The 26163-nt window shown below is 70.2% G+C and carries 26 protein-coding genes and 1 pseudogene; 9 read left to right on the top strand and 18 right to left on the bottom strand.

Annotated elements, in window-relative coordinates; all coding sequences use genetic code 11:
- Positions 1-70 precede the first annotated feature (70 nt).
- Entirely contained in the window at positions 71-715 is a 645-nt protein-coding gene (locus ACW7G5_RS14150) for a LysM peptidoglycan-binding domain-containing protein (protein WP_457005555.1), read from the top strand.
- A gap of 86 nt (positions 716-801) precedes the next feature.
- Here ACW7G5_RS14150 and ACW7G5_RS14145 read toward each other — a convergent pair whose 3' ends face one another.
- Complete coding sequence (locus ACW7G5_RS14145; protein ID WP_457005553.1) at positions 802-1281, bottom strand: hypothetical protein; 480 nt, start codon at positions 1279-1281, stop codon at positions 802-804.
- 310 nt (positions 1282-1591) lie between these two features.
- Here ACW7G5_RS14145 and ACW7G5_RS14140 point away from each other — a divergent pair, with 310 nt between their 5' ends.
- Genes ACW7G5_RS14140 through ACW7G5_RS14120 form a run of 5 tightly spaced genes read left to right on the top strand, consistent with a single transcriptional unit; the run spans position 1592 to position 5086 of the window.
- The gene (locus ACW7G5_RS14140; RefSeq protein ID WP_457005551.1) at positions 1592-1972 is read left to right on the top strand and encodes a diacylglycerol kinase; all 381 of its coding nucleotides are present in this window, start codon (positions 1592-1594) and stop codon (positions 1970-1972) included.
- 46 nt (positions 1973-2018) lie between these two features.
- Positions 2019-2765 carry a TerC family protein gene (locus tag ACW7G5_RS14135; RefSeq protein WP_457005550.1) on the top strand — a complete coding sequence of 249 codons (747 nt, stop codon included), beginning with the start codon at positions 2019-2021 and terminating at the stop codon, positions 2763-2765.
- 6 nt (positions 2766-2771) lie between these two features.
- Positions 2772-3695 carry a prolipoprotein diacylglyceryl transferase gene (gene lgt / locus ACW7G5_RS14130; RefSeq protein ID WP_457005548.1) on the top strand — a complete coding sequence of 308 codons (924 nt, stop codon included), beginning with the start codon at positions 2772-2774 and terminating at the stop codon, positions 3693-3695.
- Positions 3696-3747: 52 nt separating this feature from the next.
- The gene (locus ACW7G5_RS14125) at positions 3748-4542 is read left to right on the top strand and encodes a thymidylate synthase (protein WP_457005546.1); all 795 of its coding nucleotides are present in this window, start codon (positions 3748-3750) and stop codon (positions 4540-4542) included.
- 25 nt (positions 4543-4567) lie between these two features.
- On the top strand, positions 4568-5086 hold the full coding sequence (locus tag ACW7G5_RS14120) for a dihydrofolate reductase (RefSeq protein WP_457005618.1): 519 nt from the start codon (positions 4568-4570) through the stop codon (positions 5084-5086).
- A gap of 50 nt (positions 5087-5136) precedes the next feature.
- On the opposite strand, the pseudogene ACW7G5_RS14115 reads toward ACW7G5_RS14120, so the two are convergent.
- From ACW7G5_RS14115 to ACW7G5_RS14075, 9 genes and pseudogenes are all read right to left on the bottom strand, one after another.
- Positions 5137-5964 (bottom strand): annotated as a pseudogene (locus tag ACW7G5_RS14115) (symmetrical bis(5'-nucleosyl)-tetraphosphatase); the annotation flags it as partial.
- A gap of 1 nt (position 5965) precedes the next feature.
- The gene (gene apaG, locus ACW7G5_RS14110) at positions 5966-6349 is read right to left on the bottom strand and encodes a Co2+/Mg2+ efflux protein ApaG (protein WP_343255487.1); all 384 of its coding nucleotides are present in this window, start codon (positions 6347-6349) and stop codon (positions 5966-5968) included.
- A gap of 35 nt (positions 6350-6384) precedes the next feature.
- Entirely contained in the window at positions 6385-7197 is an 813-nt protein-coding gene (gene rsmA, locus ACW7G5_RS14105; RefSeq protein WP_457005544.1) for a 16S rRNA (adenine(1518)-N(6)/adenine(1519)-N(6))-dimethyltransferase RsmA, read from the bottom strand.
- Positions 7194-8180 (bottom strand): 4-hydroxythreonine-4-phosphate dehydrogenase PdxA, encoded by a 987-nt coding sequence (gene pdxA, locus ACW7G5_RS14100; RefSeq protein ID WP_457005542.1) that lies wholly within the window; start codon positions 8178-8180, stop codon positions 7194-7196. Before pdxA ends, rsmA begins: the two co-directional genes overlap by 4 nt.
- Before the next feature lies 1 nt (position 8181).
- Positions 8182-9480: a peptidylprolyl isomerase gene (locus tag ACW7G5_RS14095; protein ID WP_457005540.1), complete on the bottom strand. Its 1299-nt coding sequence runs from the start codon at positions 9478-9480 to the stop codon at positions 8182-8184.
- Positions 9477-11894, bottom strand: a complete 2418-nt coding sequence (lptD, locus tag ACW7G5_RS14090) for an LPS assembly protein LptD (protein WP_457005539.1) — start codon at positions 11892-11894, stop codon at positions 9477-9479. Before lptD ends, ACW7G5_RS14095 begins: the two co-directional genes overlap by 4 nt.
- 87 nt (positions 11895-11981) lie before the next feature.
- The gene (locus tag ACW7G5_RS14085) at positions 11982-12911 is read right to left on the bottom strand and encodes a histone deacetylase family protein (protein ID WP_457005616.1); all 930 of its coding nucleotides are present in this window, start codon (positions 12909-12911) and stop codon (positions 11982-11984) included.
- Between the two features lie 19 nt (positions 12912-12930).
- Positions 12931-13485 carry a cob(I)yrinic acid a,c-diamide adenosyltransferase gene (locus ACW7G5_RS14080; RefSeq protein ID WP_457005537.1) on the bottom strand — a complete coding sequence of 185 codons (555 nt, stop codon included), beginning with the start codon at positions 13483-13485 and terminating at the stop codon, positions 12931-12933.
- Between the two features lie 3 nt (positions 13486-13488).
- Positions 13489-14085 carry a hypothetical protein gene (locus ACW7G5_RS14075; RefSeq protein WP_457005535.1) on the bottom strand — a complete coding sequence of 199 codons (597 nt, stop codon included), beginning with the start codon at positions 14083-14085 and terminating at the stop codon, positions 13489-13491.
- Positions 14086-14167: 82 nt separating this feature from the next.
- On the opposite strand from ACW7G5_RS14075, the gene ubiH reads away from it, so the two are divergent.
- Both ubiH and ACW7G5_RS14065 read left to right on the top strand, forming a co-directional pair.
- Positions 14168-15388 carry a 2-octaprenyl-6-methoxyphenyl hydroxylase gene (gene ubiH / locus ACW7G5_RS14070; RefSeq protein ID WP_457005533.1) on the top strand — a complete coding sequence of 407 codons (1221 nt, stop codon included), beginning with the start codon at positions 14168-14170 and terminating at the stop codon, positions 15386-15388.
- On the top strand, positions 15385-16575 hold the full coding sequence (locus tag ACW7G5_RS14065; protein WP_457005531.1) for an FAD-dependent oxidoreductase: 1191 nt from the start codon (positions 15385-15387) through the stop codon (positions 16573-16575). Before ubiH ends, ACW7G5_RS14065 begins: the two co-directional genes overlap by 4 nt.
- A 25-nt stretch (positions 16576-16600) precedes the next feature.
- Here the strand turns inward: ACW7G5_RS14065 and ACW7G5_RS14060 are convergent, their stop codons facing one another.
- The 5 genes from ACW7G5_RS14060 to ACW7G5_RS14040 all read right to left on the bottom strand — a co-directional run bounded on the left by ACW7G5_RS14060 (position 16601) and on the right by ACW7G5_RS14040 (position 21425).
- A complete protein-coding gene (locus tag ACW7G5_RS14060) occupies positions 16601-17359 on the bottom strand; it encodes a hypothetical protein (RefSeq protein WP_457005529.1) in 759 nt (252 codons plus the stop codon).
- 111 nt (positions 17360-17470) lie between these two features.
- Entirely contained in the window at positions 17471-18553 is a 1083-nt protein-coding gene (gene rlmM / locus ACW7G5_RS14055) for a 23S rRNA (cytidine(2498)-2'-O)-methyltransferase RlmM (protein WP_457005528.1), read from the bottom strand.
- A gap of 37 nt (positions 18554-18590) precedes the next feature.
- Positions 18591-19169, bottom strand: a complete 579-nt coding sequence (locus ACW7G5_RS14050; RefSeq protein ID WP_457005526.1) for a nucleoside deaminase — start codon at positions 19167-19169, stop codon at positions 18591-18593.
- Positions 19166-19573 carry a hypothetical protein gene (locus tag ACW7G5_RS14045; RefSeq protein WP_457005524.1) on the bottom strand — a complete coding sequence of 136 codons (408 nt, stop codon included), beginning with the start codon at positions 19571-19573 and terminating at the stop codon, positions 19166-19168. Before ACW7G5_RS14045 ends, ACW7G5_RS14050 begins: the two co-directional genes overlap by 4 nt.
- Before the next feature lie 97 nt (positions 19574-19670).
- Positions 19671-21425 carry a glutamine--tRNA ligase/YqeY domain fusion protein gene (locus tag ACW7G5_RS14040; protein ID WP_457005522.1) on the bottom strand — a complete coding sequence of 585 codons (1755 nt, stop codon included), beginning with the start codon at positions 21423-21425 and terminating at the stop codon, positions 19671-19673.
- 64 nt (positions 21426-21489) lie between these two features.
- On the opposite strand from ACW7G5_RS14040, the gene msrA reads away from it, so the two are divergent.
- Positions 21490-22137, top strand: coding sequence for a peptide-methionine (S)-S-oxide reductase MsrA (gene msrA, locus ACW7G5_RS14035; protein ID WP_457005614.1), 648 nt, complete (start codon positions 21490-21492; stop codon positions 22135-22137).
- A gap of 655 nt (positions 22138-22792) precedes the next feature.
- On the opposite strand, the gene ACW7G5_RS14030 is transcribed toward msrA, so the two are convergent.
- The 3 genes from ACW7G5_RS14030 to ahpC form a co-directional block, all read right to left on the bottom strand.
- On the bottom strand, positions 22793-23746 hold the full coding sequence (locus ACW7G5_RS14030) for a LysR substrate-binding domain-containing protein (protein WP_457005521.1): 954 nt from the start codon (positions 23744-23746) through the stop codon (positions 22793-22795).
- Between the two features lie 34 nt (positions 23747-23780).
- Complete coding sequence (gene ahpF, locus ACW7G5_RS14025; protein ID WP_457005519.1) at positions 23781-25373, bottom strand: alkyl hydroperoxide reductase subunit F; 1593 nt, start codon at positions 25371-25373, stop codon at positions 23781-23783.
- A gap of 215 nt (positions 25374-25588) precedes the next feature.
- On the bottom strand, positions 25589-26149 hold the full coding sequence (gene ahpC, locus ACW7G5_RS14020) for an alkyl hydroperoxide reductase subunit C (protein WP_457005517.1): 561 nt from the start codon (positions 26147-26149) through the stop codon (positions 25589-25591).
- Positions 26150-26163 lie beyond the last annotated feature (14 nt).

Genomic DNA, 26163 nt, shown 5'->3' with positions numbered 1-26163 from the left:
CGCCGGTTGGGCCGCGATGGAGACTGCGTCCATTGCCACGCACCGCGACACTGCGGAACGGAGTTGCGAAATGACCATCCACAACATCGCCTTTGGCGACACGCTTTCACAGATCGCGCAGCGCTTCGGCACCAGCATCAACGCGTTGATGGACGCCAATTCGCAGGTCAGGGACGCCGATCTGATCTATGCCGGTGACAGCCTGAACATCGGCGGCAGCTCGCGCGGCGGTGGCGCGGACGGATCGGGTGGCGTCTCCGGCCCCGAAGGCGTATCGGGCGGCACGAAGGTCAGCGGCAACAACGCCGCCGCGATCGCAGAGCAATTCATCGGCCGCAACGCCGGCGAGCTCAAGTTCAGCGATGAACTTCCGATGGAGTCCTGGGTACCGAACAACGTCAACTGCGCCAACTTCGTTTCCGCCTGCCTGCAGAAGGCAGGGTTGATCGATGCGAGCCAGGCCAGCGCTTCGGTCGACAACCTGGGCAGCAACCTGAAGGCGGATGGCTGGCAGACCACCTCGCTGGCCAATGCCCAGCCTGGCGACGTGGTGCTGATGCAGCGCAACGGCCAGTCGCACGTGGTGCTGTTTGCCGGGATGGAGAACGGGCAGCCGAAGTTCATCGGCTCCAACAACGTCAACAGCGACGGCTCCCAGCGGATCAGCTGGGGCGGTGCTTCGGGCAACTACGAGATCATCACTCCGCCGCGCTGAACCATCGCGCGCGTTTCATGACAAAGGCCGGGCATTGCCCGGCCTTTGTCCGTGGGCATGGCGGGCCCGAGCCGGGCCGCTGCGCTTCAGAAGCCGAACAGCGCCCGCGGCGCGGCATGTTGCCGGGGCCAGTCAAGCCAAGCCACGTCACCGGGCCCGATCGCATGGTCGAGCAGGATCCAGCGGCCCCCCGGGGGGAATGCGGGGACGTCACCGGCAACGGTCGGATCGCCATCATCGGCATTCGTCGAATCGCCGGCATCGGCGCGGCCAACAGGCGCTCCCTCGTGCTTCAGGAGTGCGACGTAGACATCGGACATGGAACCCTGTTCCGCCGCCTCGGCGAAACGCGTGCCTGCGAAGTCCGGGCGGCCGCCACCGGGGGCGCGCATGTTGCCGAGGACGAAGGCCCAGCCGCCGATCCGGTCCATGCGTTCGACATCAAGCTCCACGCGCCCATCCAGCGCTTCGCGCAGTGGGCCGCTGGCTGCGTCCAGGACGATGTCGTAACCGGGTTCGCCCGGCTGCATGGCCACGGGCGCGGCCTGCGCGAACGAAGGATTCATGACGGCTCCCATGGCCAATGCGGCGATCGGTCCGAGGATAACAGCGGCTCGGTGCATGCGTGGACCCCGGCTTCGGATGCGTGATGGCTGCATCCTGCCAGCCGGGACCAGCGTTTGGAGTGAATCCGGGCCCCGGACGGCAGCTTGTGGCAAAATTGCCCGCTTCTGGTCGGACCCGGCAGCGAATTCGCATGCAGTTCCCATTCCGGCGGCGCCTTCGCGGCGGCCGCTCCCAAGCCGCCGCCGGTGCGAGCGCCCGGTCGGTGGCGCGGTCGCGCTGCAGTGGCGCCCGCTGAGCACATGCAACGCGATGGCTGACGAGACCGGACACCTGCCGCGCGGCCCGGCGCGCATGTTCAAGGCGGCCGTATGGTCGCTGCAGGGCCTGCGCGCGGGCTGGCTGTACGAGTCATCGTTCAGGCTCGAGGTCTATCTGTTCGTGGTGCTTGCGCCGCTGGGCTGGTGGCTGGGCAACGACGGCGTGGAACGAGCGCTGCTGGTGGGTTGCTTGGTGCTGGTACTGGCGGTGGAGTTGTTGAATTCCGCGATCGAGGCCGTCATCGGCCGCTACGGCGACGAACACCATGAGCTTGCCGGCCGTGCCAAGGACATGGGCTCGGCCGCGGTATTCCTGATGATGCTCAACGTGCTGCTGGTCTGGGGCGCGTTGCTCTGGCCCCGGCTGCCATGACGCCCGTGCGAAGCACGACAAGAGATTCCCAAAGGATCAGCACGCAATGCAAGCAATAATCGAATTCCTCTCCGACCCGCAGGTCTGGATCCTGTTGCTCACGCTGTCCACGATCGAGATCGTGCTCGGCATCGACAACCTGGTGTTCATCTCGATCGCGGTCAGCCGGCTGCCCGCCGAGCGCCGCGAGTTCGCGCGCAAGTTCGGCATCGCGGTGGCCTGCATCACCCGCCTCGGCCTCCTGCTGACGCTGGCGTGGCTCGCGGGACTGACCAGCGATCTGTTCACCATATTCGGCAAGGGCATCTCGGTGCGCGACCTGGTGCTGGTGCTGGGTGGCCTGTTCCTGGTGGTCAAGGGCGCGTTGGAAATCCGCTCGCTGGTCGTGGGCGAGCACGAGGAGCTGGATTCGGCGGGCAAGGCCGCGACTTCGTTCGGCATGGTGATCGGGCAGATCGCGGTGATCGACATCGTGTTCTCGCTCGACTCGGTGATCGCGGCGGTCGGCATGGCCGGCGACTACGTCCCGGTGATGGTGGCGGCGATCCTGGTCGCGGTCGGCGTGATGCTGCTGGCGGCGCAGCCGATGGGCAAGTTCATCGACAACAACCCGACGGTGAAGATGCTGGCGCTGGCCTTCATCGTGCTGATTGGCGTGTACCTGGTGGGCGAGGGCTTCGGCCTGCACATCCCGCGCGGCTACATCTACGGTTCGATGGCGTTCTCGGCCTTCGTCGAGGGGCTCAACCTGTGGGCCAAGCGACGCGCGCTGGTCGGCGTTGCGCGCGAGTAGCCCGGCATGAGCCTCCTGCACCTGGTCGACCCGGTCGCGCTGCAATCGCCGGCGTTCGAGCTGTTCGGCAGGAGTTTCGAGCCGGGGATCCACTGGTACGGGCTGATGTACGCGCTGGCCTTCCTCAGCGCGTGGCTGCTGGGGCGCTCGCGGATCCGCGCCGGGCGCCTGCCGGGCGTCGACGAGGCTGGCTTCGGCGACCTGATGTTCTACGGCATGCTGGGCGTCGTGCTGGGCGGGCGCATCGGCTACGTGCTGTTCTATTCCTTCGGCGACTTCCTCGCCAACCCGCTGATGCTGCTGCGGGTGTGGGAAGGCGGCATGAGCTTCCACGGCGGCCTGCTCGGCGTGCTGCTGGCAAGCTGGCTGTGGTCGCGCGCGCGCCGCCTGCACTTCTTCGACAGCATGGATTTCGTGGCGCCGCTGGTGCCGCTGGGCCTGGGCTTCGGCCGCATCGGCAACTGGATCGGCGGCGAGCTCTGGGGCAAGCCCACTGACCTCGCCTGGGGCACGGTGTTCCGCAACGCGCTGCCGCCGGACCTCGCCTTCCTGGACGATGCCGCGCTGCGCGCGCTGCACCAGGCCGGCCAGCTGGAGCCGTATGCGCGCCACCCCTCGCAGCTCTACCAGGCCTTCCTCGAGGGCGTGGTGTTGTTCGCGGCGCTGTGGTGGTTCTCGCGCCGGCCGCGGCCACGCTATGCGGTTTCGGGCATGTTCGCGCTGCTCTACGGCAGCTTCCGCTTCCTGGTCGAGTTCGTGCGCGAGCCCGACGCCCACATCGGCTACCTTGCATTCGGCTGGCTGACGATGGGCCAGGTGCTGAGCACGCCGCTGGTGCTGATCGGCCTGTACTGGCTGTGGCTGTCCCGCCGCAGCCCGACCCTTCAGCCCGCACCCGCGCCCGCAGCCCCGACCAGCGCTCCCCTGTAGGAGCAGCTGCAGCTGCGACCAGCGCCACCCGACACAGCACGGAGCAACAGCCATGCGCCAGTACCTCGACCTCCTCGGCCACGTCCTCGAACACGGCACCGAAAAGTCCGACCGCACCGGTACCGGCACCCGCAGCGTGTTCGGCTGGCAGATGCGCTTCGACCTGGCCGAAGGCTTCCCGCTGGTCACCACCAAGAAGCTCCACCTGCGCTCCATCATCCACGAGCTGCTGTGGTTCCTGAGGGGCGAGACCAGCGTCGCCTACCTGCGCGCCAACAAGGTCACGATCTGGGACGAATGGGCGGATTCCGATGGCGAGCTTGGTCCGGTCTACGGCAAGCAGTGGCGGCGCTGGGCCGATGGTCGCGGCGGCGAGATCGACCAGATCCGCTGGGTGATCGACGAAATCCGCCGCAACCCCGACTCCCGCCGCCTGGTGGTCAGCGCCTGGAACGTGGCCGACCTGCCGGCGATGAAGTTGCAGCCCTGCCACGCGCTGTTCCAGTTCTACGTGGTCGACGGCAAGCTCAGCTGCCAGCTCTACCAGCGCAGTGGCGACATCTTCCTGGGCGTGCCATTCAACATCGCAAGCTACGCGCTCCTGACCCACATGGTGGCGCAGGCGACCGGGCTCGGCGTGGGCGATTTCGTGCACACCCTGGGCGACGCACACCTGTATTCGAACCATTACGAGCAGGCCCGCGAACAGCTGGCGCGTACGCCGCGCGCGCTGCCGAAGCTTGCGCTCAACCCGGCGATCCGCGACATCTTCGACTTCAGCTACGAGGACATCGCCATCGAGGGCTACGATCCGCTGCCGCCGATCAAGGCGCCGGTGGCGGTCTGAGGGCGGCGTGGCCGGCGCGGGCGTGATGGCGCGGCGGGACGGGGACGTTCCGTCGATCGTCCTTGTGGCTGCAGTCGATCGCCGGTTCGCCATCGGCCGCGACAACGCGATGCCCTGGCACCTGCCGGACGACTTCCGCCATTTCAAGGCGCTGACCCTCGGCAAGCCGATCCTGATGGGACGGAAGACGGCCGAGTCGCTCGGTCGCGCGCTGCCGGGGCGTCGCAACCTGGTTCTGACCCGCAGCGGACGCGTGCCGTTCCCCGGGATGGAGGCGGTGGCCTCGCTGGGGCAGGCCCGGACATGCGCCGACGGCGACGGCGCCACCACCCTGTGCGTGATCGGCGGTGGCGAGGTCTATGCGCTCGCGCTGCCGCAGGCGTCGGTGCTGCACCTGACCCACGTCGATACCGGGATCGAAGGTGCCGACGCTTTCTTCCCGGCGTTCGATGCGGACGCCTGGCGTGCGGTGTCGCGCGCGGTGCATCCGGCCGATGCGCGCCACGCCTTCGCGTTCGAGTTCGTCGAATACCGGCGTCGCTGAAACGACCTGGGCTGCGGAGCGTGGTCCGCGTGGCCACGCGCGCCGCTTCAGGGTCGAGGCGACGGCCTGCCCGGGACCTGGACCACCTGCAGTTCATCGCAATCCAGGCGCAGCGCGGTGAGCGTGCCACCCCAGACGGCGCCGGTGTCGATCGCGTGCACGCCGTGGCCGATGAACAGGCCCAGCGACGACCAGTGGCCACAGGCGAGCTTGAGCCCGCGCTCCACGCGCCCGGGCACCGCGTACCAGGGATAGAGCCCCGGCGGCTGCGTGCCCGGCGCGCCCTTTTCCTCGAACGCGATGCGGCCGCGCGGACTGCAGTAGCGCATGCGGGTGAAGATGTTGATGATCGCGCGCTGGCGGTCGGTGCCGCGCAGGCCCGACGACCAGGCCGGCCGGTCGCCGTACATGTTGCGCAGCAGGCCGAGGCGGTTGCGGCCCTGCAGCACCTGCTCGACTTCGGCGGACATCGCCAGCGCGTCGTCGGCGGTCCACTTCGGCGCCAGGCCGGCGTGGACCATCATCCAGCCGAGCTCGCGGTCGGCGTGCACCAGCGGCTGCGTGCGCAGCCAGTCGAGCAGCTCGTCGCGATCGGGCGCGAACAGCACGCGCTGCAGGTCGGGATTGACCTTGCGCTGGTCGGCTTCGCGGCGTTCGGCGATCGCCAATAGCGAGAGGTCGTGGTTGCCGAGCACGGTGACGGCGCTGTCGCGCAGCGAGTGCACCAGGCGCAGCGTCTCCAGCGATTCGCCGCCGCGGTTGACGAGGTCGCCGCAGAACCACAGCCGGTCGCGAGCAGGGTCGAAGCGGATGCGTTCGAGCAGCCGCTCAGTGGGCCCCAGGCATCCCTGGAGGTCGCCGATCGCCCAGACGGCCATGTCAGTGCAGGGTGCGCGGAACGGCGAGGGTGAACGGCGGGATCGGCGCGTCGAAGCGGGTGCCGTCGTCGCCGACCATGCCGTAGCTGCCTTCCATGCTGCCGACTGCGGTTTCAAGCACGGCGCCGGAGGTGTAGGTGAACTGGTCGCCGGGTTCGATCAGCGGCTGCTCGCCCACCACGCCGTCGCCGCGGACCTCTTCGACGTGGCCGTTGCCGTCGGTGATCACCCAGTGGCGATCAAGCAGCTGTGCGGCGCGACGGCCGAGGTTGCGGATGCGGATGGTGTAGGCGAAGACATAGCGATCGTCTTCGGGCGCGGATTCCTCGGCAAGGAAGCGCGTCGCGATCTGGATCTCCAGGGTGTAGTCGGGTGTGTCGTCCATCAGGCGAGTGTAAGCGCTTGGCGTGAATACTTGGGCTACGCAGCGGGCACGGCGTTGGCAAGCCGCACGAAATCCGCGACCTCGAGCTGCTCGGCGCGCTGTGAAGGATCGATGCCGGCGGCCACGATCGCCGAGCTGTCGCACTGTGTCTGCAGCGAGTTGCGCAGGGTCTTGCGGCGCTGGCCGAAGGCCGCGCGGACGATCGCCGCGAAGCGCGCTGGATCGTCGATGCCGATGGTTGCGGGGTCGCGTGGCACCAGGCGGACCACGGCCGAGTCCACCTTCGGCGGCGGCCTGAATGCGCCGGGTCCCACGGTGAACAGCGCGGTGACGTGGCACCAGGCCTGCAGCATCACGCTCAGGCGCCCATACACCTTGCTGCCGGGTCCGGCGGCCATGCGGTCGACCACTTCCTTCTGCAGCATGAAGTGCATGTCGCGCACGGCTGCGGCGTGGTCGAGGGCGTGGAACAGGATCGGCGAGGACAGGTTGTAAGGCAGGTTGCCGACCAGGCGCAGCGGCGTGCCATCGGCGAGCGCGGTGAAGTCGACGTCGAGCACGTTGGCGTGGATAAGCTCCAGCGCGCCGTGTTCGCGCGCGCGCACCGTGAGCGGCGCCAGCAGGTCGCGGTCGAACTCGATCGCAGTCAGGCTGCCGTGGCGGTCGAGCAGCGGGAAGGTCATCGCGCCCTGGCCGGGGCCGATCTCGACGATGCGCTCGCCCGGGCGCGGGTCGACCGCGAGGACGATGCGGTCGACGACCCCGCGCTCGTGCAGGAAGTGCTGGCCCAGTGATTTCTTGGCAGGCTGCCGGAAGCGGCCGTCGTGACCGTCTTGCGGGGCTGTCATGCGCTGCTCCGGGCGGCGCGCACCTGCGCCAGGCGGGTGCAGGTATCGATGGCGGCGAACAGGCTGGAGGGGTCGGCGCGGCCGCTGCCGGCCAGGTCCAGCGCGGTCCCGTGGTCGACCGCCACGCGCGGCCAGGGCAGGCCGAGGGTGATGTTGACCGCCTGCTCGAAGCCGCTGTGCTTCAGCACCGGCAGGCCCTGGTCGTGGTACATGGCCAGGACCGCGTCGAAGCCCTCCAGCTTCGCGGGCAGGAAGGCGGTGTCCGCCGGCAGTGGCCCTTCCAGGCGCATGCCCGTAGCGCGCAGGCGCTCCAGCAGCGGGATGATGGTGTCGAGTTCCTCGCGGCCAAGATGGCCGTCCTCGCCGGCGTGCGGATTCAGTCCCAACACCGCCACCACGGGCTCGGCGATGCCGAAGTCATCACGCAGCGCGGCATGCAGGACCCGCAGGCAGCCTTCCAGCCGGGCCGCGGTCAGTGCGTCGGGCACCGCGCGCAGCGGCATGTGCACCGTGGCCAGGGCCACGCGCATGGTCGGGTTGGCGAGCATCATCACCACCTCGCGATCGGTGTGCGCCGCCAGCAGGCCGGTGGTGCCGCTGTAGGCGATGCCGCCGTCATTGATCGAAGCCTTGTGCACCGGCCCGGTGACCATGCCCTGGCAGCGGCCGCCCAGGCAGGCGTCGGCTGCGGCGAGCAGCGCCGCCACTGTCGATGCCGCATTGGCCGCCTCCGGTACACCGGGCGTTGCGGCGACCGTGGCAGGGTGGTGGTGCAGCGTGAACTCGCCGCCGGGCGCCTGCAGGCGTTCGGGCGCGATGCGCGCCAAGGGCAGGCCGATGCGCTGCGCCGCGGCAACCAGCGCATCGCCATCGCCAAAGATCTCGAGTCGGGCGTCCCAGCGCTTCTGCAGCGCGCGTGCGCACAGCTCCGGCCCGACGCCGGCCGGTTCACCCGGGACCAGCGCGAGCCGCAGGCGCTGCATTTCAGCTGTCGCCGACGGCGCCGGAGGCGGGACGGATATCGATATAGGCTTCGCCGCGCATTTCACGCAGGAACCGGTTCCATTCATCCTCGAGCTTGCGCTGGCCGATGGTTTCACGGGCCTGGTTGCGACGGTTCTCATCGTCAACGCTGGCTTGGCGGCTGCCGACGCGCTGGATGATGTGCCAGCCAGCCTGGCTGCGGAACGGAGCGGAGACTTCGCCGTCCTGCAGCGCCGCGACCTGGTCGCCGAACTGCGGGCCGAACTCGTCGTGGGTGAACCAGCCAAGGTCACCGCCCGCCTCGCGGGTGACGGTGTCGTCGGAGGATTCGCTCGCGACCGAGGCGAACGAGGAGCCACCGGCGACTGCGGCGTGAAGGCTGTCGATGCGGGCCTTGGCGGCGGCGTCGTCGCCCCGGATCAGGATGTGGCTCGCCTGGTACTGGGTGACGGACTGTCCGGAGCTGGCCTGTACGCCGTCACGAATGTCGACGAGCTGCAGCAGCTGGAAGCCGCTGGGACCGCGCGCAGGACCGAACATCTGGCCGGGCTGGAGGCCGCCGACGACCGCGCTGAAGGCCGACGGGATCTCGTCGATGCCGCGCCAGCCGAGATCGCCGCCCTCGAGTGCGTTGGGGCCGTCGGAGTAGCGCACTGCCGCCGCCGCGAAATCCATCTCGCCGCGTTCGAGCAGGCCCTGGACGCCTTCGATCTTCTCTTCGGCCATTGCGATCTGCTGTGGCGTGGCGCCGTTGGGCAGTGCGACCAGGATGTTGGCGAGCCGGTACTGGGTGCCGCTGGCCTGGCTGGCCAAGGCCGCGTCGACTTCGGCGTCGGTGACCATGATCGTGCTCTGCGCGAATCGCTGGCGCAGGCGCTGGATGGCGAGCTCGTCGCGCAACGAGCCGCGGAACTCGTCGTACGAGATGCCGTCGCCGGCCAGCTGCTGGCGGAGCTGGTCGGGCGTCATGTTGTTCTGCCGGGCGATCCCCGCGGCCGCGGCGTCAAGCTCTTCATCGGCCACGCGCACGCCGGTGGACTGGGCGCGTGCGGTCTGCAGCTGGACCAGGATCAGGCGCTCGAGCACCTGGCGACGCAGCACGGTTTCGGGCGGCAGCTGGTCGGCGCGGTTGCCGTACTGCGCCTTGATGTTGCGCACGGCGCGTTCGAGTTCGCTCTGCAGGATCACGTCTTCATCGACGATGGCGGCAATGCCGTCGATTGGCTGCGCTTGCTGGGCGAACGCCGGCGTGGCAATGGCCGCCAGGGCGAAAGCGAGGGAGAGGAAGAGATTCTTCATGGGAAAACGTCGTCCGAGGGCGTGTCGCCGTCGTCGTTGCGGACATTGGGCGGAGGCACCAGGTACAGGTCCTCGCGGTGGTAGCCGAGAATAGCACGGCGCAGGCGGCTGGTTGTCTCGGGCCCGGCCGAGCCCAGGCCCTTGAATTCGATCTCGAGCTGGATCGCGTCGTTCAACTCGCCCTTGAAATTGCGGACGTAGCGGCGCGCCACCAGGCGGGCGGCCATGCAGCAGCTGTCCCACTGGACGCCGGCGATTCCTTCAAGCAGCTGCTTGTCCAGCAGGGAATAGTAATAGCGCCCGACCAGGCTCCAGGACGGATTGAGCGGGTACAGGAACGAAAAGTCGACCTGTTCCAGCAGATCCTCCTGGCTGCTGGCGCTGCGCCGGTAGCGGTAGGCCAGGTTGACCACGCCGTCGTCACCGATCAGATAGCGCGCGCGCGCGCTGGCCAGGTCTTCCTGCTTGGTGGCCGGGTTCCAGTGATAAGTGCCGCCCACGCTCCAGCGGTCATTGATCTCGTAGCTCGCGTCGGCGATCCACGCCGACTTGCCCTTGCCGATTACCGGAGAGTTGCTGGTCAGGCCGACGCGCGAGTCCTCGAAGTAGCGGATCTGGCCGATGCTTGCCGAGAGCTTTTCACGGCCGCTCTCCTGGTCGACCAGGCGCGTGGTCAGGGCGAGCGTCAACTGGTTCGCATCGGCCTGGCGGTCGGCGCCGGTGAAGCGGTTGTCCCGGAACAGCTGGCCCCAGCTGTACGACATCGTCCGGGTGTCGAACCGGGGCAGCGCCGACTGGTCGCGGTAGGGCGTGTTCACGTAGAACAGCCGGGGCTCCAGGGTCTGCAGGTGCGACTTGCCGCGAAACAGCGTGGCGCGATCGAAATACACGCCGGCGTCGACCGTGCTGATGGGCAGGCTGCGGGAAGGCGAGGTGTCGGGCGCATTGCCTCCGGTGGCGAGCTGGCTCGCGAGCCTGTCCTCGAGTTCGTAACCGGTATAGCGCCAGGCCAGGGTTGGAGTCACGAACCAGGCCGCGCCCTGGAGCGGCATGGATACCCAGGGCTTGATGTCCAGACGGCTGCCACCGGGCTTTGCGCGGGTGTCGGCGTGCTGGAAGCGGGTGAGCTCAGCCGACGCGCCGGCGACCAGCCAGCGTCCGAAGTCGTCCTCCCAGTTCACGAAGGCGCGCGGCAGGCGGTGGTACGGCAGGACCGCCTCCCGCTGGGTGTAGTCGCCGAGCTGCCAGTAATCGGCCATCACGCCGGCGTCCCAGGTGCGCGCGCGGCCGTAGATGCCGAGGTCGCTCTTGATCGAGAAGTTGGTGCGGCCGTTGAGGTTGCTGCTGGAGTCCTCGATGTAGCGCGGGTCGCTGGCCCAGGCCAGGTTCGTGCGCGCCTGCCAGTAGCGGTTGATGTTCTGCCTGCCATTGAAACGGAACAGGCCGCGGTCTTCCTTGCGCCGGTTTTCCTCGCGGATGTCGGGGTCGGCCAGCTCCTCGGCGCGGCCGTCGCGCGTCAGCTGGTCGGACGGCAGCAGCTCGATGTCGAACACGCCGCGGCCGCCGCTGGTGCGGTAGCGGAACTCGGTGCCGAGAAGCAGGCCGCGGTTGGTCATCAGCCGCGGCTCGAGGGTCATGTCGTAATTCGGAGCCAGGTTGAGGTAGATCGGCTGGCGCCAATCGAAACCGTTGCGGCTGGAATACGAAATGCTTGGATAGAGCAACCCGGTCTTGCGCCGGTTGTCGGTGGGGAAGGCGAAGATCGGGATGTACAACACGGGAACCTTGCCCAGGCGCAGGGTGGCGTTGCGGGCGATGCCCTGGCCCTTGTCGTCGTCGATGTCGATGCGCTCGGCGCGCAGCTCCCACCAGCGGTCGTCGGGCGGGCAGGTGGAATAGGTCGAGCCGTAAAGCGCGCCCTGCGAGCCCTTCATCTCGATGCGCTCGGCGCCGCCGTTGCCGCGGCGCTCGGTGAGCTGGTAGGACACGTTGTCGACGCGGTGCGTGTCCGCTTCCTGGTCGCCCTCGAGTCGCTCGGCCATCAGTCGCATCGCCGAGTCCTGGTAGCGGACGCTGCCGGTGGCGACGTAGGTCGAGCTTTCGCTGCGGTATTCGATGTTGTCCGCGCCGAGGAACTGGTCGCCGCGACGCAGGGTCACGTTGCCCGAATACTCCAGGTTTTCGCCGTCGATGCCGGCCAGGTTGTCACCGGCGATATCGGTGGGCTGGGAGGCCCGGTCGTCGGGGCCGCCTTCGGCCGGCTGCGCATCGGGGAACTCGGGCACCGACGACACGATCGGGCACAGGCTCCAGTTCGGCTCGATGTCATCGTCGGCCAGCGCGGCCGGATGGGGTGCCGCCAGCGCGAAAGCGATGCAAAGCGACAGCGGGAGCAGGCGGGGGGCTGGGCGCACGCAGGATTCCGGCGGAAAAGAAGGGCGGCGGCTAGCTTGCCGCATCGCCCCGGCAGCGGCAATGCGCGGCCCGTGAACGGCGGGCGCTCAGGCCGCCTGCGTTCCCATGGCCAGTGCCCGGACGTGGGCGATGCTGCATTCGGCCAGCGCCGCGAGATCGTAACCACCCTCGAGCACGGAAACCATGCGGCCGCCGGCGTGGCGCGCGGCGATGTCGCCGAGTTCGCCGGTCAGCCAGGCGAAGTCATCGGCCTCGAGTTCAAGGTGGGCCACGGGGTCGGCGCGATGGCCATCGAAGCCGGCCGAGATCATCACCAGCTGTGGCTCGAAGCCGTCGATCGCCGGCAGCAGGCGTTCACGCCATGCTTCGCGGAAGCGATGGCTGCCGCTTCCGGCCTGCAGGGCGGCGTTGTGGATGTTGCCCGCGCCGCGGTCGCGGGGATGGCCGGTTTCCGGAAACAGGGGCATTTCGTGAGCGCTGGCGTAAAGCACCCGCGTCTCGTCGGCGAAGATCGCCTCGGTGCCGTTGCCATGGTGGACGTCGAAATCCACGATGGCGACCCGTGCGAGGCCGTGGCGGTCGAGCGCATGTGCCGTGCCCACGGCGATGTTGTTGAACAGGCAGAAGCCCATCGCGTGCGCGGGCATGGCGTGGTGGCCGGGCGGCCGCACCGCGCAGAAGGCCGCGTCCGACTCCCCGCCCAGGACCAGGTCCACGGCTGCGACCACCGCACCCGCCGCGCGCAGCGCCGCTTCCGCGGAACCCGGTGAGAGCACGGTGTCGGGGTCGAGCTGCTGCAGCCCTTCGGGGGGCGTGGCTTCGAGCACCGCGTGCAGCAACAGGGATTCATGCACGCGCAGCAACTGGCCGCGGGTTGCACGCGGCGCTTCCAGCCATTCGATGCCGGGGACGTGGTCGCGAAGCGCGGTCACCACCGCGCCCAGACGGGCGGGGACTTCGACGTGCCCGGGACCGGTGTCGTGCGCGAAGCACGCTGCGTGGGTGAAGACCGGCAGCCACTTCGCGTCCATGCCCTCAGGTCCGGCGGCGCTCGTGCTGCCAGATGACCTCGCCGTGGCCGCTTTCGCGTGCCAGCACCCGGCACAGCACGAACAGCAGGTCGGAGAGGCGGTTGAGATAGCGCACCGCCTGCGGCCGCACCTCTTCCTCGCGGGCCAGCGCCACCGCGCAGCGCTCGGCGCGGCGGACCACGGTGCGCGCGACGTGGCAGCGCGCCGAGGCTTCGCCGCCACCGGGGAGGATGAACTCCTTGAGCGCCGGCAGGTCGGCGTTGTAGTGGTCCAGGTGCTGCTCGAGCCGGGTGATGTCGTCGTCGTCGATCGCCGCGTGGCCCGGGATGCAGAGTTCGCCGCCGAGGTCGAACAACTGGTGCTGGACCGCGGTCAGCAGGGTGCGCACGGAGTCCGGAACCTCCGCCGCAAGCACCACGCCGATGGTCGAGTTGGCCTCGTCCACGGTGCCGTAGGCCTCGACCCGCAGCGAGTCCTTGCCGGTGCGGCTGCCGTCGCCCAGGCCGGTGCTGCCGTCATCGCCGGTGCGGGTGTAGATCTTCGAAAGCCGGTTGCCCATGCCTCAGCTCTGGCCGTGGCGCCGCGCGGCGCCGGCGTTGCGGACAACGGATTCGGACACTACCTGGGCGAGCGCGGCCGCGGCCACGAACATCGCGGTGGCGGCAAGGTAGGGCGCGAACCAGTGGCCGTAGTTGGCGGCCCAGCCGGCCAGGGTCGGCTCGGCGACCGCCGGCGACAGCCAGTAGAAGCCGCCCTGCGCGAACAGGTGGCAGGCCGCGGTGGACAGCACCACTACTGCGGCAAGGCGCGCCAGCGCGGCCGGACTCGCACCCGCGTAGTGCTGGCGCAGCCAGTGGCCACCGGCCCACATCGCCGCGTGCGCGGGCACCAGCATCCAGTAGCCGGGCGAGACGCAGTAGTGGGCGAAGAAGTCCAGGCCCTGGCCACGGATCACCAGGAAGTCGATCAGCACCGCCAGCGCCATCAGCGCCGGGAACGCCCAGCGTGCCCAGGCGCGCAGGTAGAAGCCGCCGATCAGGAACGCCGCCCAGGTCGCGTCGGGCACCGGGGTGAAGTGGGTGAAGACGTGGCTTCGCGTGGCCGCCATCAAAAGCATGAGCAGCGACAGGACGATGGCGCGTTGCAGGGTGGTGTTCATGGCGCTCTCGGCTCCGACGGCTGATGGCTGGATTCGCGCCATTCTAGCGAACTGCGGGCCGCGGCGGCCGTATCATGCCGCCATGACGACGACGCATGACGTGGTGATCATCGGCGGCGGGCTGGTCGGCGCCAGCCTGGCCATCGCGCTGGAAGGCAGCGGGCTGCAGGTGGCGATGGTCGAGGCCACGCCCGCGGCAGCGATGCCGGCGGTGTTCGACGAGCGCAACCTGAGCTTCGCCGAGGCCACGGTCAACGCGCTCACCTCGTTGGGCGTGATGCAGCTGCTGCGGGCACCCACCGGTGCGATCACCCGCATCCATGCCAGCCGCCGCGGCGACTTCGGCCGGGTGGTGCTGGACGCCGCGGACCATGGCCGCAGCGCATTCGGCCAGGTGGTGGTGGCGCGCGACTTCGGCGATGCGCTGGAGGCCCGGCTTGCCGGCTTGGCCGGGCTGGTGCGTCATCGTGCAACGCGCTTCACCGGTTTCGCAGCCGGGGAAGCCGGGCATCGCGTCCTCGAACTGGCAGGCGAAGGCCCGGCGCGCATCCGCGCCCGCCTGGTGGTGGCCGCCGACGGCATGCACAGCGGCGTGCGCGACGCGCTGGGCATCAGCGCGACCCGCCACGATTACGGCCAGGTGCTGATGGTGGCCAGGCTGCGCGCCGCGCGCGCCCCCGATGGCACGGCGTATGAACGCCTGGGCGACGACGGCCCGACCGCGCTGCTGCCGCGCGGCGACCGCGCCTGGGGCCTGGTCCACGGGGTTGCCCGCGCCGACGCCGAGGCGGTGCAGGCGCTGGACGAGGCCGGCTTCCTGGCGCGGGTCCAGGACGCCTTCGGCTGGCGCATCGGGCGCCTGCTTTCGGTGGGTCCGCGCAGCGCCTATCCGGCGGTGGCGGTGCGCGCCCGGGCGCTGGTGACCGCGCGCGCCGTGCTGGTCGGGAACGCCGCGCAGAGCATGCATCCGGTGGGCGCGCAGGGCTTCAACCTGGGCCTGCGCGATGCGATGACATTGGCCGCGCTGCTGCGCGCCTGCGCCAGCGCTGGCGGCGATCCGGGCGACGAGGAGCTGCTTGCCGGCCATGCCGCGCGCCGCGACGAGGATCGCGCGCGCACCCTGGAATTCTCCGATGGCCTGGCGCGCTTCACGGCCAACCCGACGCCCGGCGCTTCGCTGCTGCGCAGCGCCGGATTGCTGGCGCTGGCTGCTTTGCCCGGACTGCAGGCCGGCCTGGCCGGTGGCGCCATGGGGTACCGCGGCGACGTACCCGCGGCCTGCCGCCCGGAGGCGCTTCGATGAGCCGCGCGATGCGTGACGTGGCCGTCGTTGGCGGCGGCGTGGTCGGGGCCTCGGCGGCGCTGGCGCTGGCCCGGCTCGGCCTGTCGGTGGTGCTGGTGGAGGGGCGTGCGCCGGCGACCTGGTCGGAAACCAGGCCCGACCTGCGCGTGTTCGCCTTCGCGCACGACAATGCCGCGCTGCTCGATGACATCGGCGCCTGGGCCGGGATCGACGGCCGCGACGGCGCGCCCACGCGCCTGCAGCCCTATCGCCGGATGCGGGTCTGGGACGCGGCGGGTGGCGGCGAGCTCGCATTCGACGCCGACCGCCTGGGACGTCGCGAACTCGGCTGGATCGTCGAGAACGTACTGCTGGTCGACCGTTTGTGGGCCTGTCTTCCGGGTGCCGGCGTCGAGATTCGCTGCCCGGCGCGGGTGGAAGAGCTTGAGCAGGATGAGCGCGGGGTGCGCCTGCGCCTGGACGATGGCCGCAGGGTGGCGGCGCGCATCGCGCTGGCCGCCGACGGCGCTGGATCCACCCTGCGCCGGCTGGCCGGGGTGGAGGTCGATGGCCATGGTTACGGCCAATCGGGCGTGGTCGGCTTCGTGCGCACGGAGCAGGAACACGAGGCGACCGCCTGGCAGCGCTTCCTGCCTGGCGGCCCGCTGGCATTCCTGCCGTTCGCCGACGGCAGCTGTTCGATCGTGTGGTCGCTGCCGACCGCCGAGGCGGAGGCGGCGCTGGCGATGGACGATTCCACGTTCGGCGACGCGGTGGGACGGGCATTTGACCGTCGCCTTGGCCAGGTCGTGCCCTGCTCGGCCCGTGCCGCGTTCCCCCTGCGGTTGCAGCTCGCACGCAGCCACGCCGCGGGGCGCGTGCTGCTGGTGGGGGATGCGGCGCATGTGATGCATCCGCTGGCGGGGCAGGGCGTCAACGTCGGGCTGCGTGACGTGGCGGCGCTGCGCGACTCGGTATCGGTGGCGCTGTCGCGGCGCCAGCCCTGGGATACGCCGCAGCGGATCGAGCGCTGGGCGCGGGCGCGACGCAGTGAGTCGACGCTTGCGGCGCGCGCATTCGATGGCATCAACCGGGTCTATACCAGTGACTCGCCCGCCGCGGTGATGCTGCGCGGGCACGCGCTGGGACTCGCCGGGCGGCTGCCGGGCGTGGCGGGCGCGCTCTGGCGACGCGCGGCCGGCGCCTGACGCCGGCCGCCGGGTCGCGTGTCCGTCAGCGCATCCAGCCCTTCAGCTCGCCGGCATCCAGCGCGCCGTCATTGTTGTTGTCCACGGCGGCGAACTCGGCGCTGAGCGTGGCGTTGGCGCGTGCCTCGGCGCGGCTCAGGCGGCCGTCACCGTTGCGGTCCAGGGCCGCCATGTCGATCCGGTAGTCGCCGACCACCGAATCCGGGGGGCTCGACGTGAAGGTGACCAGCGGTTCGCTGGGGTAGGTGGCGTCGACGCGCGCGGGCGGCGGCGGGGCGGGCTCGGCGCTGGCGGCCGCGCGCGCGGTCTCGGCCGCGGTCGTGGCCTCTAGTGCGGCCTGCCGCGCGATCGCCGTGGCGGTACTGGCGTCGCGTGCGGCGGCTTGCGACTGCGCGACGATCTCGCGGGGACGGGCGGCCCCTCCCTCCGCCGCGGACGCGGCCGCGCCGGCATGGTCCGCGGCGCGCCGGGCCTCCACTGCCGCGAGTTCCGCACGACGCGATGCCTGGTCGGCTTGCCAGGCGCTGTATTCGGCCTGCGCCTGGCCACGCGGCGTGACCGCCCCGGCCCGGCGTTCGCTGGCGGCGGCCTGCGCTGCGGCACGCGCGGCCTCCGCCTCCCTGCTGGCGGCGCGCGAGTCGTCGTAGGCGGTCCGCGAATTGACTTCGGTGCGCGCCTGCACGCCGACGCTTTCCGCGGATTGCGCGAGCAGCGGGCCGCTGGCGACCAGGCTGCAGGCGAGCAGGGCAATGGCGAGGGGATGCATGTGCTGGGACGGGTTCATGGCGCGGCCTCGGTTGGGAACGGCGGCCACGCTAGACCTGTCGACATGAATCCGGGGTCAGGATCGGCCGGACAGGATCGGCCGGACGCGTGCTGGACGCCCGGCGCCGGTTCAGCCGTCCTTTGGCATGGCGAGGACGGTGATCTCCTCGCGGTCGTGGTAGAGCTGGCGCGCCCGCAGCTCCAGCGGCCGCTGCGCCTCGCGGCTGAACAGCTCCAGGCACAGCGAGGTCTCCAGCCAGCGCTTCTTCATCGGCAGCTTGAGGTTGAACACGGCCTGGCGGCACCAGCCTTCGCGGAACCAGGTGGCCATGCGCGAGGCCACGCGCCGCGGCTGTTCGACCATGTCGCAGACCATCCAGTCCAGCGGCCGCGGCGGCTGCCAGCGGAAGCCGTCCTCGCGCAGGTGTTCGACGCCGCCGCCGTCCAGGACGTGCTGGCGCAGCGGCCCGTTGTCGACCGCCGACACCTGCAGCCCCGCGCGCTGCAGCACCCAGGTCCAGCCGCCGGGGGCGGCGCCGAGGTCGGCTGCGGTCATGCCGGCGCGCAGCATGCGGTCGCGCTCGCGTTCGTCGAGCAGGGTGAGGAAGGCCTCCTCCAGCTTCAGCGCCGAGCGCGAGGGCGCGTCGCGATGCAGGCGCAGGCGCGGCACGCCCATCGGCCATGGCGACGCGTCGCTCGGATCGGCGGTGGCGAGCAGCAGGTGGTTGCCTGCCAGCAGGCAGACGTGCAGTGCGGGCCGGCGCGCATCGTCTTTCGCGGCGAGCAGCCCGGCCTTGCGCAGGGCGGGCCGCAGGGCGTTGCCGAGGGCGCGTGCCAGGCCGGCGAGCGGCCGGGCCTCGTCGCTGTCGGGATGTTCGACCACCAGCGTGCCGAATGCCGAACGCGGGCCGCCCCCGGACGCGTCCACGTGCCGCTGCAGGGCCGCGAGCACCGGCGTCACGCGGTCGGTCGTGTCCAGGGCGTCGAGCTCTGCGAGCAGCACCAGCTTCTGCCGCGCGAACACCAGCGAGCGCCAGGGCAGGGCCCGCGACAGCGCCCCGGCATCGCCGCCGGGCGCAAGGAAACGGACGAAGCCGCTGCCACGTTCGGTGGCCGCGTAGCCGTGCTGGCCGGCGCTGGCCGCGCGCTCGCCAAGCTCCGCCGCAAGCTCGGGCTCGAAGCCGCCGCGGCAGTAGCAGAGCAGGCCGCTCATGCCGCGGCGCGTGCCTGGCGGGGCGGGGACGCGTGCATCAGTAGCGCGCGCCGCCACCGCTGCCGTACGTGGCCAGCACCTCGCGCGCGGCGTCGCGGGCGATGTCACGGACGACCTCGATGCCGCGGCGGGCGAGCTCGCCGGGCCAGTCCGCCGGCAGCGGGCCTTCGTCGAACTCGGTGAGCTCGTGCACGTCCTCGGCGCGGGCGCCGATCAGCAGGCGGTCGACGCCGGCCCAGACGGTGGCGCCAAAGCACTGGCAGCAGGGCTGGGCCGACGTGGCGAGGGTGTACGGGCCGCAGGCGCGGCCGTCGGCATCGAGGTTGATGCGGGCGCGGCCAAGGGACTGCTGGGCAAGCATGTAGGCCATGTTCTCGGCGTGCGCCAGCGAGGTCGCCTGCGGCACCACTACGTTGACCGCGGCGGCGACGATGCGATCGTCCGGGCCGAACAGGACCGCGCCGAAGGGTCCGCCGGTGCCTTCGGCGATGTTGCGGGCGGCGAGGGTGATCGCCAGCGCCACTTTGTCGGCGTCGCCGGCGTAGGCGCGGTCGCGGTCGACGGCGTCGTGGACCCAGTCCGGCAGGCGCAGGTCGACGCGCGCGGGCAGGCTCATCGGACCACCCCGCCGGACGCGGCCGGCTCGCAGCTGTTGGACACGCAGGCGCAGGCCTGGATGTCGCGGAAGCCGCAGACGCCGGCCATTCCCGACTCGGCGCAGGCGGCCTGGACCGCCGCGGGGTCGGGTTCGGCGTCCTTGTTCACGCAGGAGGGGAAGTAGCCGCAGCAATTGCCGACGTTCTTCACCGCGCAGTCGCTGTCGACGCGGCAACTGCGGTCGAGGTCGGGCACGCCCGCGGGGATGGAAGGCACTGCGGGCGCGGGCTGCGCGACGGGCGTCGCCGGCAGCGGGTCGCTCATCGGCGGCGGCTTGACGCCGCCGTCGGGCTGGGCGGCCGTGCACGCCGCGAGGGCCAGCACGAACAGCAGGATGGATGCGGACTGGATGATCCGGCGCATGAAAGGTCTCCGTGTCGTGGACGACGCAGGCATGGTAGCGCTGCCGCGGCCGGGGGCCGCGGGGCAGCGCCGGGATGCCGGCGCGGGGGGTGTCGGCTCAGGCTTTGGCGGCCCAGGTGTCGCGCAGAGTCACGCTGCGGTTGAATACCGGCGCGTCGCCGCGGTGGTCGCGGCGGTCGGCGACGAAGTAGCCGAGGCGCTCGAACTGCCAGGCATCCTCCGGCGCGGCCTCGGCCGCGGCGGGCTCGATGTAGCCGCGCACGGACGCCCGCGACTCCGGATTGATGTGGTCGCGATAGGTGCGGCCGTCACTTTCGTCGTCCGGGTCGGGCACCGAGAACAGGCGGTCGTAGAGCCGGACTTCGGCTTCGACCGCGCGCGCGGCGCCGACCCAGTGGATGGTGCCCTTGACCTTGCGGTTGGCGCCTTCCATGCCGGGGCGAGATTCCGGGTCGAGGGTCGCGCGCAGCTCGATGATGTCGCCCGCCTCGTCCTTGACCACTTCGTCGCAGCGCACGATGCCGGCGCCGCGCAGGCGGACCTCGCCGCCGGGCACCAGGCGCTTCCAGCCCTTGGGCGGGACTTCGGCGAAGTCGTCGCGCTCGATCCAGAGCTCGCGCGAGAACGGCACCTCGCGCTCGCCGAAGGATCCGTCCTTCGGATGGTTCGGGAAGCGCAGGGTTTCCTCGTGGCCTTCGGGCAGGTTGGCCAGCACCATCTTCAGCGGCGCGACCACGGCCATGCGCCGCGGCGCGCGCGCGTCCAGGTCCTCGCGCAGCGCGCCTTCCAGCACCGAGAAGTCGATCATCGAGTTCTGCTTGCTGATGCCGATGCGGTCGACGAACAGGCGCAGCGCGGCGGGCGTGTAGCCGCGCCGGCGCAGGCCCTGCAGGGTGTACATGCGCGGGTCGTCCCAGCCGTCCACCAGACCTTCGGCGACCAGCTGGGTCAGCTTGCGCTTGCTCATCACCGTGTAGTTGATGTTGAGGCGCGAGAACTCGATCTGGCGCGGCTTGGCGGCCTCGATCGGCAGGCCACGGTCCGCCAGCGGCGCCAGCAGCTCCGGGTTGCCGGCCAGGTCCACGCGGTCCACGCACCAGTCGTACAGCGGCCGGTGGTCTTCGAATTCCAGCGTGCACAGCGAATGCGTGATGCCTTCGACCGCGTCGCCCAGGGCGTGCGCGAAGTCGTACATCGGGTAGATCGGCCAGGCGTCGCCGGTGTTCTGGTGCGGCACCTTCTTGATCCGATAGATGGCCGGGTCGCGCATGTTGATGTTGCCGCTTCCCATGTCGATCTTCGCGCGCAGGGTGCGCGCGCCGTCGGCGAACTCGCCCGCGCGCATGCGCCGGAACAGGTCCAGGTTCTCCTCGACGCCGCGGTTGCGGTACGGCGACTCGCGTCCGGGTTCGGTCAGGCTGCCGCGGTACTCGCGCACTTCCTCCGCCGACAGGTCGCAGACGAAGGCGTCGCCCTGGCGGACCAGCTTCTCGGCGGCGAGATAGAACACCTCGAAATAGTCCGAAGCATGGCGCAGGCTGTTCCACTCGAAGCCCAGCCAGCGCACGTCATCCTGGATCGCGGTGACGAACTCGGGATCTTCCTTCGCCGGATTGGTGTCGTCGAAGCGCAGGTTGCAGCGGCCGTCGAACTCCTCGGCGATGCCGAAGTCCAGGCAGATCGCCTTGGCGTGCCCGATGTGCAGGTAGCCGTTGGGCTCGGGCGGGAAGCGCGTGCGGATGGCGTCGTGCTTGCCGCTGGCAAGGTCCTGGCGGACGATCTGGCGGATGAAGTCCTGCTTCACGGCGGGCGCCGGCGCGGCGCCTGCCGCAGTGTCGTTGGGCTCGGTCATGGGGTCACGGGGAGGATGCCGGCGCGGGCCTGCGCCGTGGACCGGGCAGTGTAGCGGAGCCGCGCTGCGGCGGCTTGATAGCGACCGGCGGTGGGCGGATGATCATGCTTTGCCTGCCCGGAGTATCACCGTCATGAACCTGCCCAACGCCCACCATGTGCACGGTCGCCCGCTGCGCGGCGAATTCGCCGGCATGTCGGGGGTGGTGTTCGGGATGGGCTGCTTCTGGGGCGTGGAGCGCCTGTTCTGGTCATTGCCGGGCGTGGAGACCACGGCCGCGGGCTATGCCGGCGGCCACGCGTCCGCGCCGACCTACCGCCAGGTCTGCGGCGGGGATACCGGGCACGCCGAAGTGGTGCTGGTCGTGTACGACCCCGCCCGCATCGCCTTCGATGAGCTGCTCACGCGCTTCTGGGAGGGCCATGACCCGACCCAGGGCATGCGCCAGGGCAACGATGTCGGCAGCCAGTACCGCTCGGTGATCCATTGCCGGACGCAGGAGCAGTATGAGGCCGCGCTCGCCAGCCGCGATGCCTACCAGCAGCGGCTCGCCGACGCCGGGCATGGCGCCATCACCACTGAGATCGTGTTCCCCGCGCCGCCCTTCCACTACGCGGAAGAGGAGCACCAGCAATACCTGTCGAAGAATCCGGGCGGCTATTGCGGGATCGGCGGCACCGGCGTCAGCTGCCAGGTCGGCGTCGGCGCTTGAGGATCGGCACGTCAACGACGCCGCTGTCAGACGCGCGTGAACCTTTTTGGTTCTTCTACCGAGTGAGGGGGCTTCCTGCTCCGTGAGGGAGCGCGCTGCCCGCCGTGGACGCAGGGGGGATGCCCAGCCGGATTATTCGCGTCCTGCTCCCAGATCCGGCCGCCGGCCATCCATGGCCGGCCCTGGGCATCCCCCCTGCATCCACGGCGGGCCCGGACCTTCTTCGCGGTCGGGGGAGGAAGGCGGCGACGCCGACGTCGAAACCCGGCGGATCGTCCTGGATCAAGCCGCCCGGCCACGCCACGCCCACGAGCGTGAGCGCGCCCGCTCTTGATCTCCGCCCCGAAGCCAAGAAACTCCACGGCCCGTCCCGTGCACGGGGGGTGTGCGCACAGCCGGCCATGGATGGCCGGCGGCCGGCAGTGGTAGCAGGACGCGGAGACTGCCGGGGGAGCACACCCCCTGTGCACGGGACGGGCAGCGCGGACTCCACGGAGAAATGCACGGAACGGGCAGCGCGGACCAGGACGGAGCAGCTCCCGGCGCAACACCGCTCCAACTGTCACGTCAACATCCCGGAGCATCGACAAGAACCAGCCACCCCGCCATGCCAGCCGTACGCCTCCCCCTCGGGGGTAAGGGCGCACGCTTCGCGCTAGAGCCCCGGGGCGCCGGGGACGTGCATCGGCGCCGTGGTCTCGCGCAGCGTCGGCGATAGCAGGTCCGGCGGCAGTTGGCGCAGCACGCCGGCGAGCTCCTGCAGGAAGGGCGCCATCGCCGTGCTCCGCCGCCAGACCATCGCGATCCGGCGGCTGGGGGGCGGGTCGCGGAAGTTCACCAGTTCGATGCTGTCCGAGCGCGCCACCGGTGGCTTGACCGCAAGCGTCGGCAGCAGGGTGACGCCGACGTTCGCGGCCACCATCTGGCGCAGGGTTTCCAGGCTGGTCGCCTGGAACTCGCCCTTTTCGCTGGCGCCGGACAGATGGCAGACATCCAGCGCCTGGTCGCGCAGGCAGTGGCCGTCGGCAAGCAGCAGCAGGCGCTCGTCGGCGATGTCGGCGAGCGCGATCGGGCCGTGGCCGGCCAGCGGATGCGTTTCCGGCACCGCGAGCACGAAGGGCTCTTCGAACAGGAACTCGACGTGCAGCTGCTCGTCGTTGACCGGCAGCGCGAGCAGGGCCGCGTCGAGCCGGCCCTGCTGCAGGCGTTCAAGCAGGACGTCGCTCTTCTCCTCCACCAGCAGCAGTTCGAGTTCGGGGAAGCGGGCGCGGATCCCCGGCACCACGTGCGGCAGCAGGTAGGGCCCCAGCGTCGGGAACAGGCCCAGGGTGACCTTGCCGGCCTCCGGATCCTGGCTGCGGCGCGCGGCTTCGCGCATCTGTTCGACGTCGGCCATGACCCGGCGCGCACGCGCCGCCACCTCGTGCCCGGCGGGCGTGAGCATGACGTTGCGCGGCGCGCGTTCCACCAGGGCCACGCCCAACTCCTCCTCCAGCTTGCGGATCTGGGTGGAGAGCGTGGGCTGGCTGACGAAGCTCGCCGCCGCCGCGCGACCGAAGTGCAGGTGATCGGCGAGGGCGATGAAGTAGCCCAGGTCGCGGAGGTTCATGGCGGTGCCTCGCTGTGGTCGGGACGGCGGCGGCTTAGGCCGTCGCCGCCTCGACGTCGGCCGTCGCGGCCGGGCTGCTGCTGCGGATCAAGTGGTCGAAGGCGCTGAGCGATGCCTTGGCGCCTTCGCCCATGGCGATGACGATCTGCTTGTAGGGCACGGTGGTGGCGTCGCCGGCGGCGAACACGCCCGGAAGCGAGGTGCGGCCGGCGTTGTCGACCACGATCTCACCGCGCGGGCTGAGCTCGATCGCGCCCTTCAGCCACTCGGTATTGGGCAGCAGGCCGATCTGCACGAACACGCCCTCCAGCTCCACGCGGTGGGAGTCGCCGCCGGCGCGGTCGCGATAGACCAGTCCGTTGACGCGCTTGCCGTCGCCCAGCACCTCGGTGGTCTGCGCCGAGGTGATGATGCGGACGTTGGACAGGCTGCGCAGCTTGCGCTGCAGCACCTCGTCGGCGCGCAGCTTCGAATCGAACTCGACCAGGGTGACGTGGCTGACGATGCCGGCCAGGTCGATCGCGGCCTCGACGCCGGAGTTGCCGCCGCCGATCACCGCCACGCGCTTGCCCTTGAACAGGGGGCCGTCGCAGTGCGGGCAGTAGGCCACGCCCTTGTTGCGGTACTGGTCCTCGCCGGGCACGCCCATCTGCCGCCAGCGCGCGCCGGTGGCAAGCACCACGGTGCGGCCGCGAACGGTGGCGCCGCTCTCGAGCTCGATCGAAGTGATGCCCTTGTCGTCCTGGCTCAGCGCGCTGCCGCGTTGCAGGTTCATGATGTCGACGTCGTACTGGCGCACGTGGGCCTCGAGCTGGCCGGCAAAGCGCGGACCGTCGGTTTCAGGCACGGAAATGAAGTTCTCGATCGACATGGTGTCCAGCACCTGGCCGCCGAAGCGCTCCGACACCACGCCGGTGCGGATGCCCTTGCGCGCGGAGTAGATCGCGGCCGCGGCGCCCGCGGGGCCGCCGCCGACCACCAGCACGTCGAACACGTCCTTCTTCGCGATCGCCGCGGCGTCGCGCTTCGCGGCGCCGGTGTCGAGCCTGGCGACGATCTGCTCCAAGCTCATGCGGCCCTGGTCGAAGACCTCGCCATTGAGGAACACGGTCGGCACCGACATCACCTCGCGCGCCTCGACCTCGTCCTGGAACAGGGCGCCGTCGATGGCCACGTGGCTGATGCCGGGGTTCAGCACCGCGGCCAGGTTCAGCGCCTGGACCACGTCCGGGCAGTTCTGGCAGGACAGCGAGAAATAGGTTTCGAAGCGGTACTCCCCCTCGAGGCCGCGGACCTGCTCCAGCAGCTCCGGCGCGGCCTTGGACGGATGGCCGCCGACCTGCAGCAGGGCCAGCACCAGCGAGGTGAACTCGTGGCCCATCGGCAGGCCCGCGAAGCGCAGGTCGATGTCGTGGCCGGGCGAGGTCACGGCGAAGGACGGCTTGCGGTGGGCATCGTCGCGCGACACCTCGACCGTCACCTTGTCCGACAGCGCGCGGATGTCTTCCAGCAGCTCGAGCATCTCGGTCGACCGGGTGCCGTCGTCGACGCTGGCCACGAGCACGATCGGGCGCTGCAGGCGCTCCAGATAGGCCTTGAGCTGGGTCTTGAGGTCGTCTTCGAGCATGGTGGAACTCCTTCGAAAGGCAAGGCGGGGGCCTGCGTCCCGTCGTTCGACGGGTCGCCACCGGCGTGGGGATGGACCGCAGGCCGCGCCGTGGCACGGACTCCGGTCCAGCCCCACCCCCACAGAAGCGGGGATGGAGTGGAGTGCTGTTGTTGTAGGAGCGGCTATAGCCGCGATCGCCGCCATGGCGGCTCCCACAAAGGCGCGTTGCTGCTTTAGATCTTGCCGACCAGGTCCAGCGACGGCTTCAGGGTCTTCTCGCCTTCCTTCCACTTGGCGGGGCAGACCTCGCCCGGGTGGGCGGCGACGTACTGGGCGGCCTTGACCTTGCGCAGGAGCTCCAGCGCGTCACGGCCGATGCCCTCGGCGGTGATCTCGATCGACTGGATTACGCCCTCCGGGTCGACGATGAAGGTGCCGCGGTCGGCCAGGCCGGACGGACGCAGGATTTCGAAATTCTTCGAAATCTCGTGGGTCGGGTCGCCGATCATCGGATACTGGATCTTGCCGATCGCGTCCGAGGTGTCGTGCCAGGCCTTGTGCGAGAAGTGGGTGTCGGTGGACACGCTGTAGATCTCCACGCCGAGCTTCTTGAACTCGTCATGGTTGATCGCAAGGTCCTCGAGCTCGGTCGGGCAGACGAAGGTGAAGTCGGCCGGGTAGAACACGAACACGGACCACTTGCCCTTCAGGTTGGCGCTGTCGATTTCGACGAACTCGCCGTTGTGGTAAGCGGTGGCCTGGAACGGCTTGATTTCGGTATTGATGACGGACATGGAATCCTCGCGAT

It is taken from the genome of Luteimonas sp. A501 (assembly GCF_054052085.1).
This window is presented reverse-complemented; position numbering and strand designations above follow the sequence as displayed.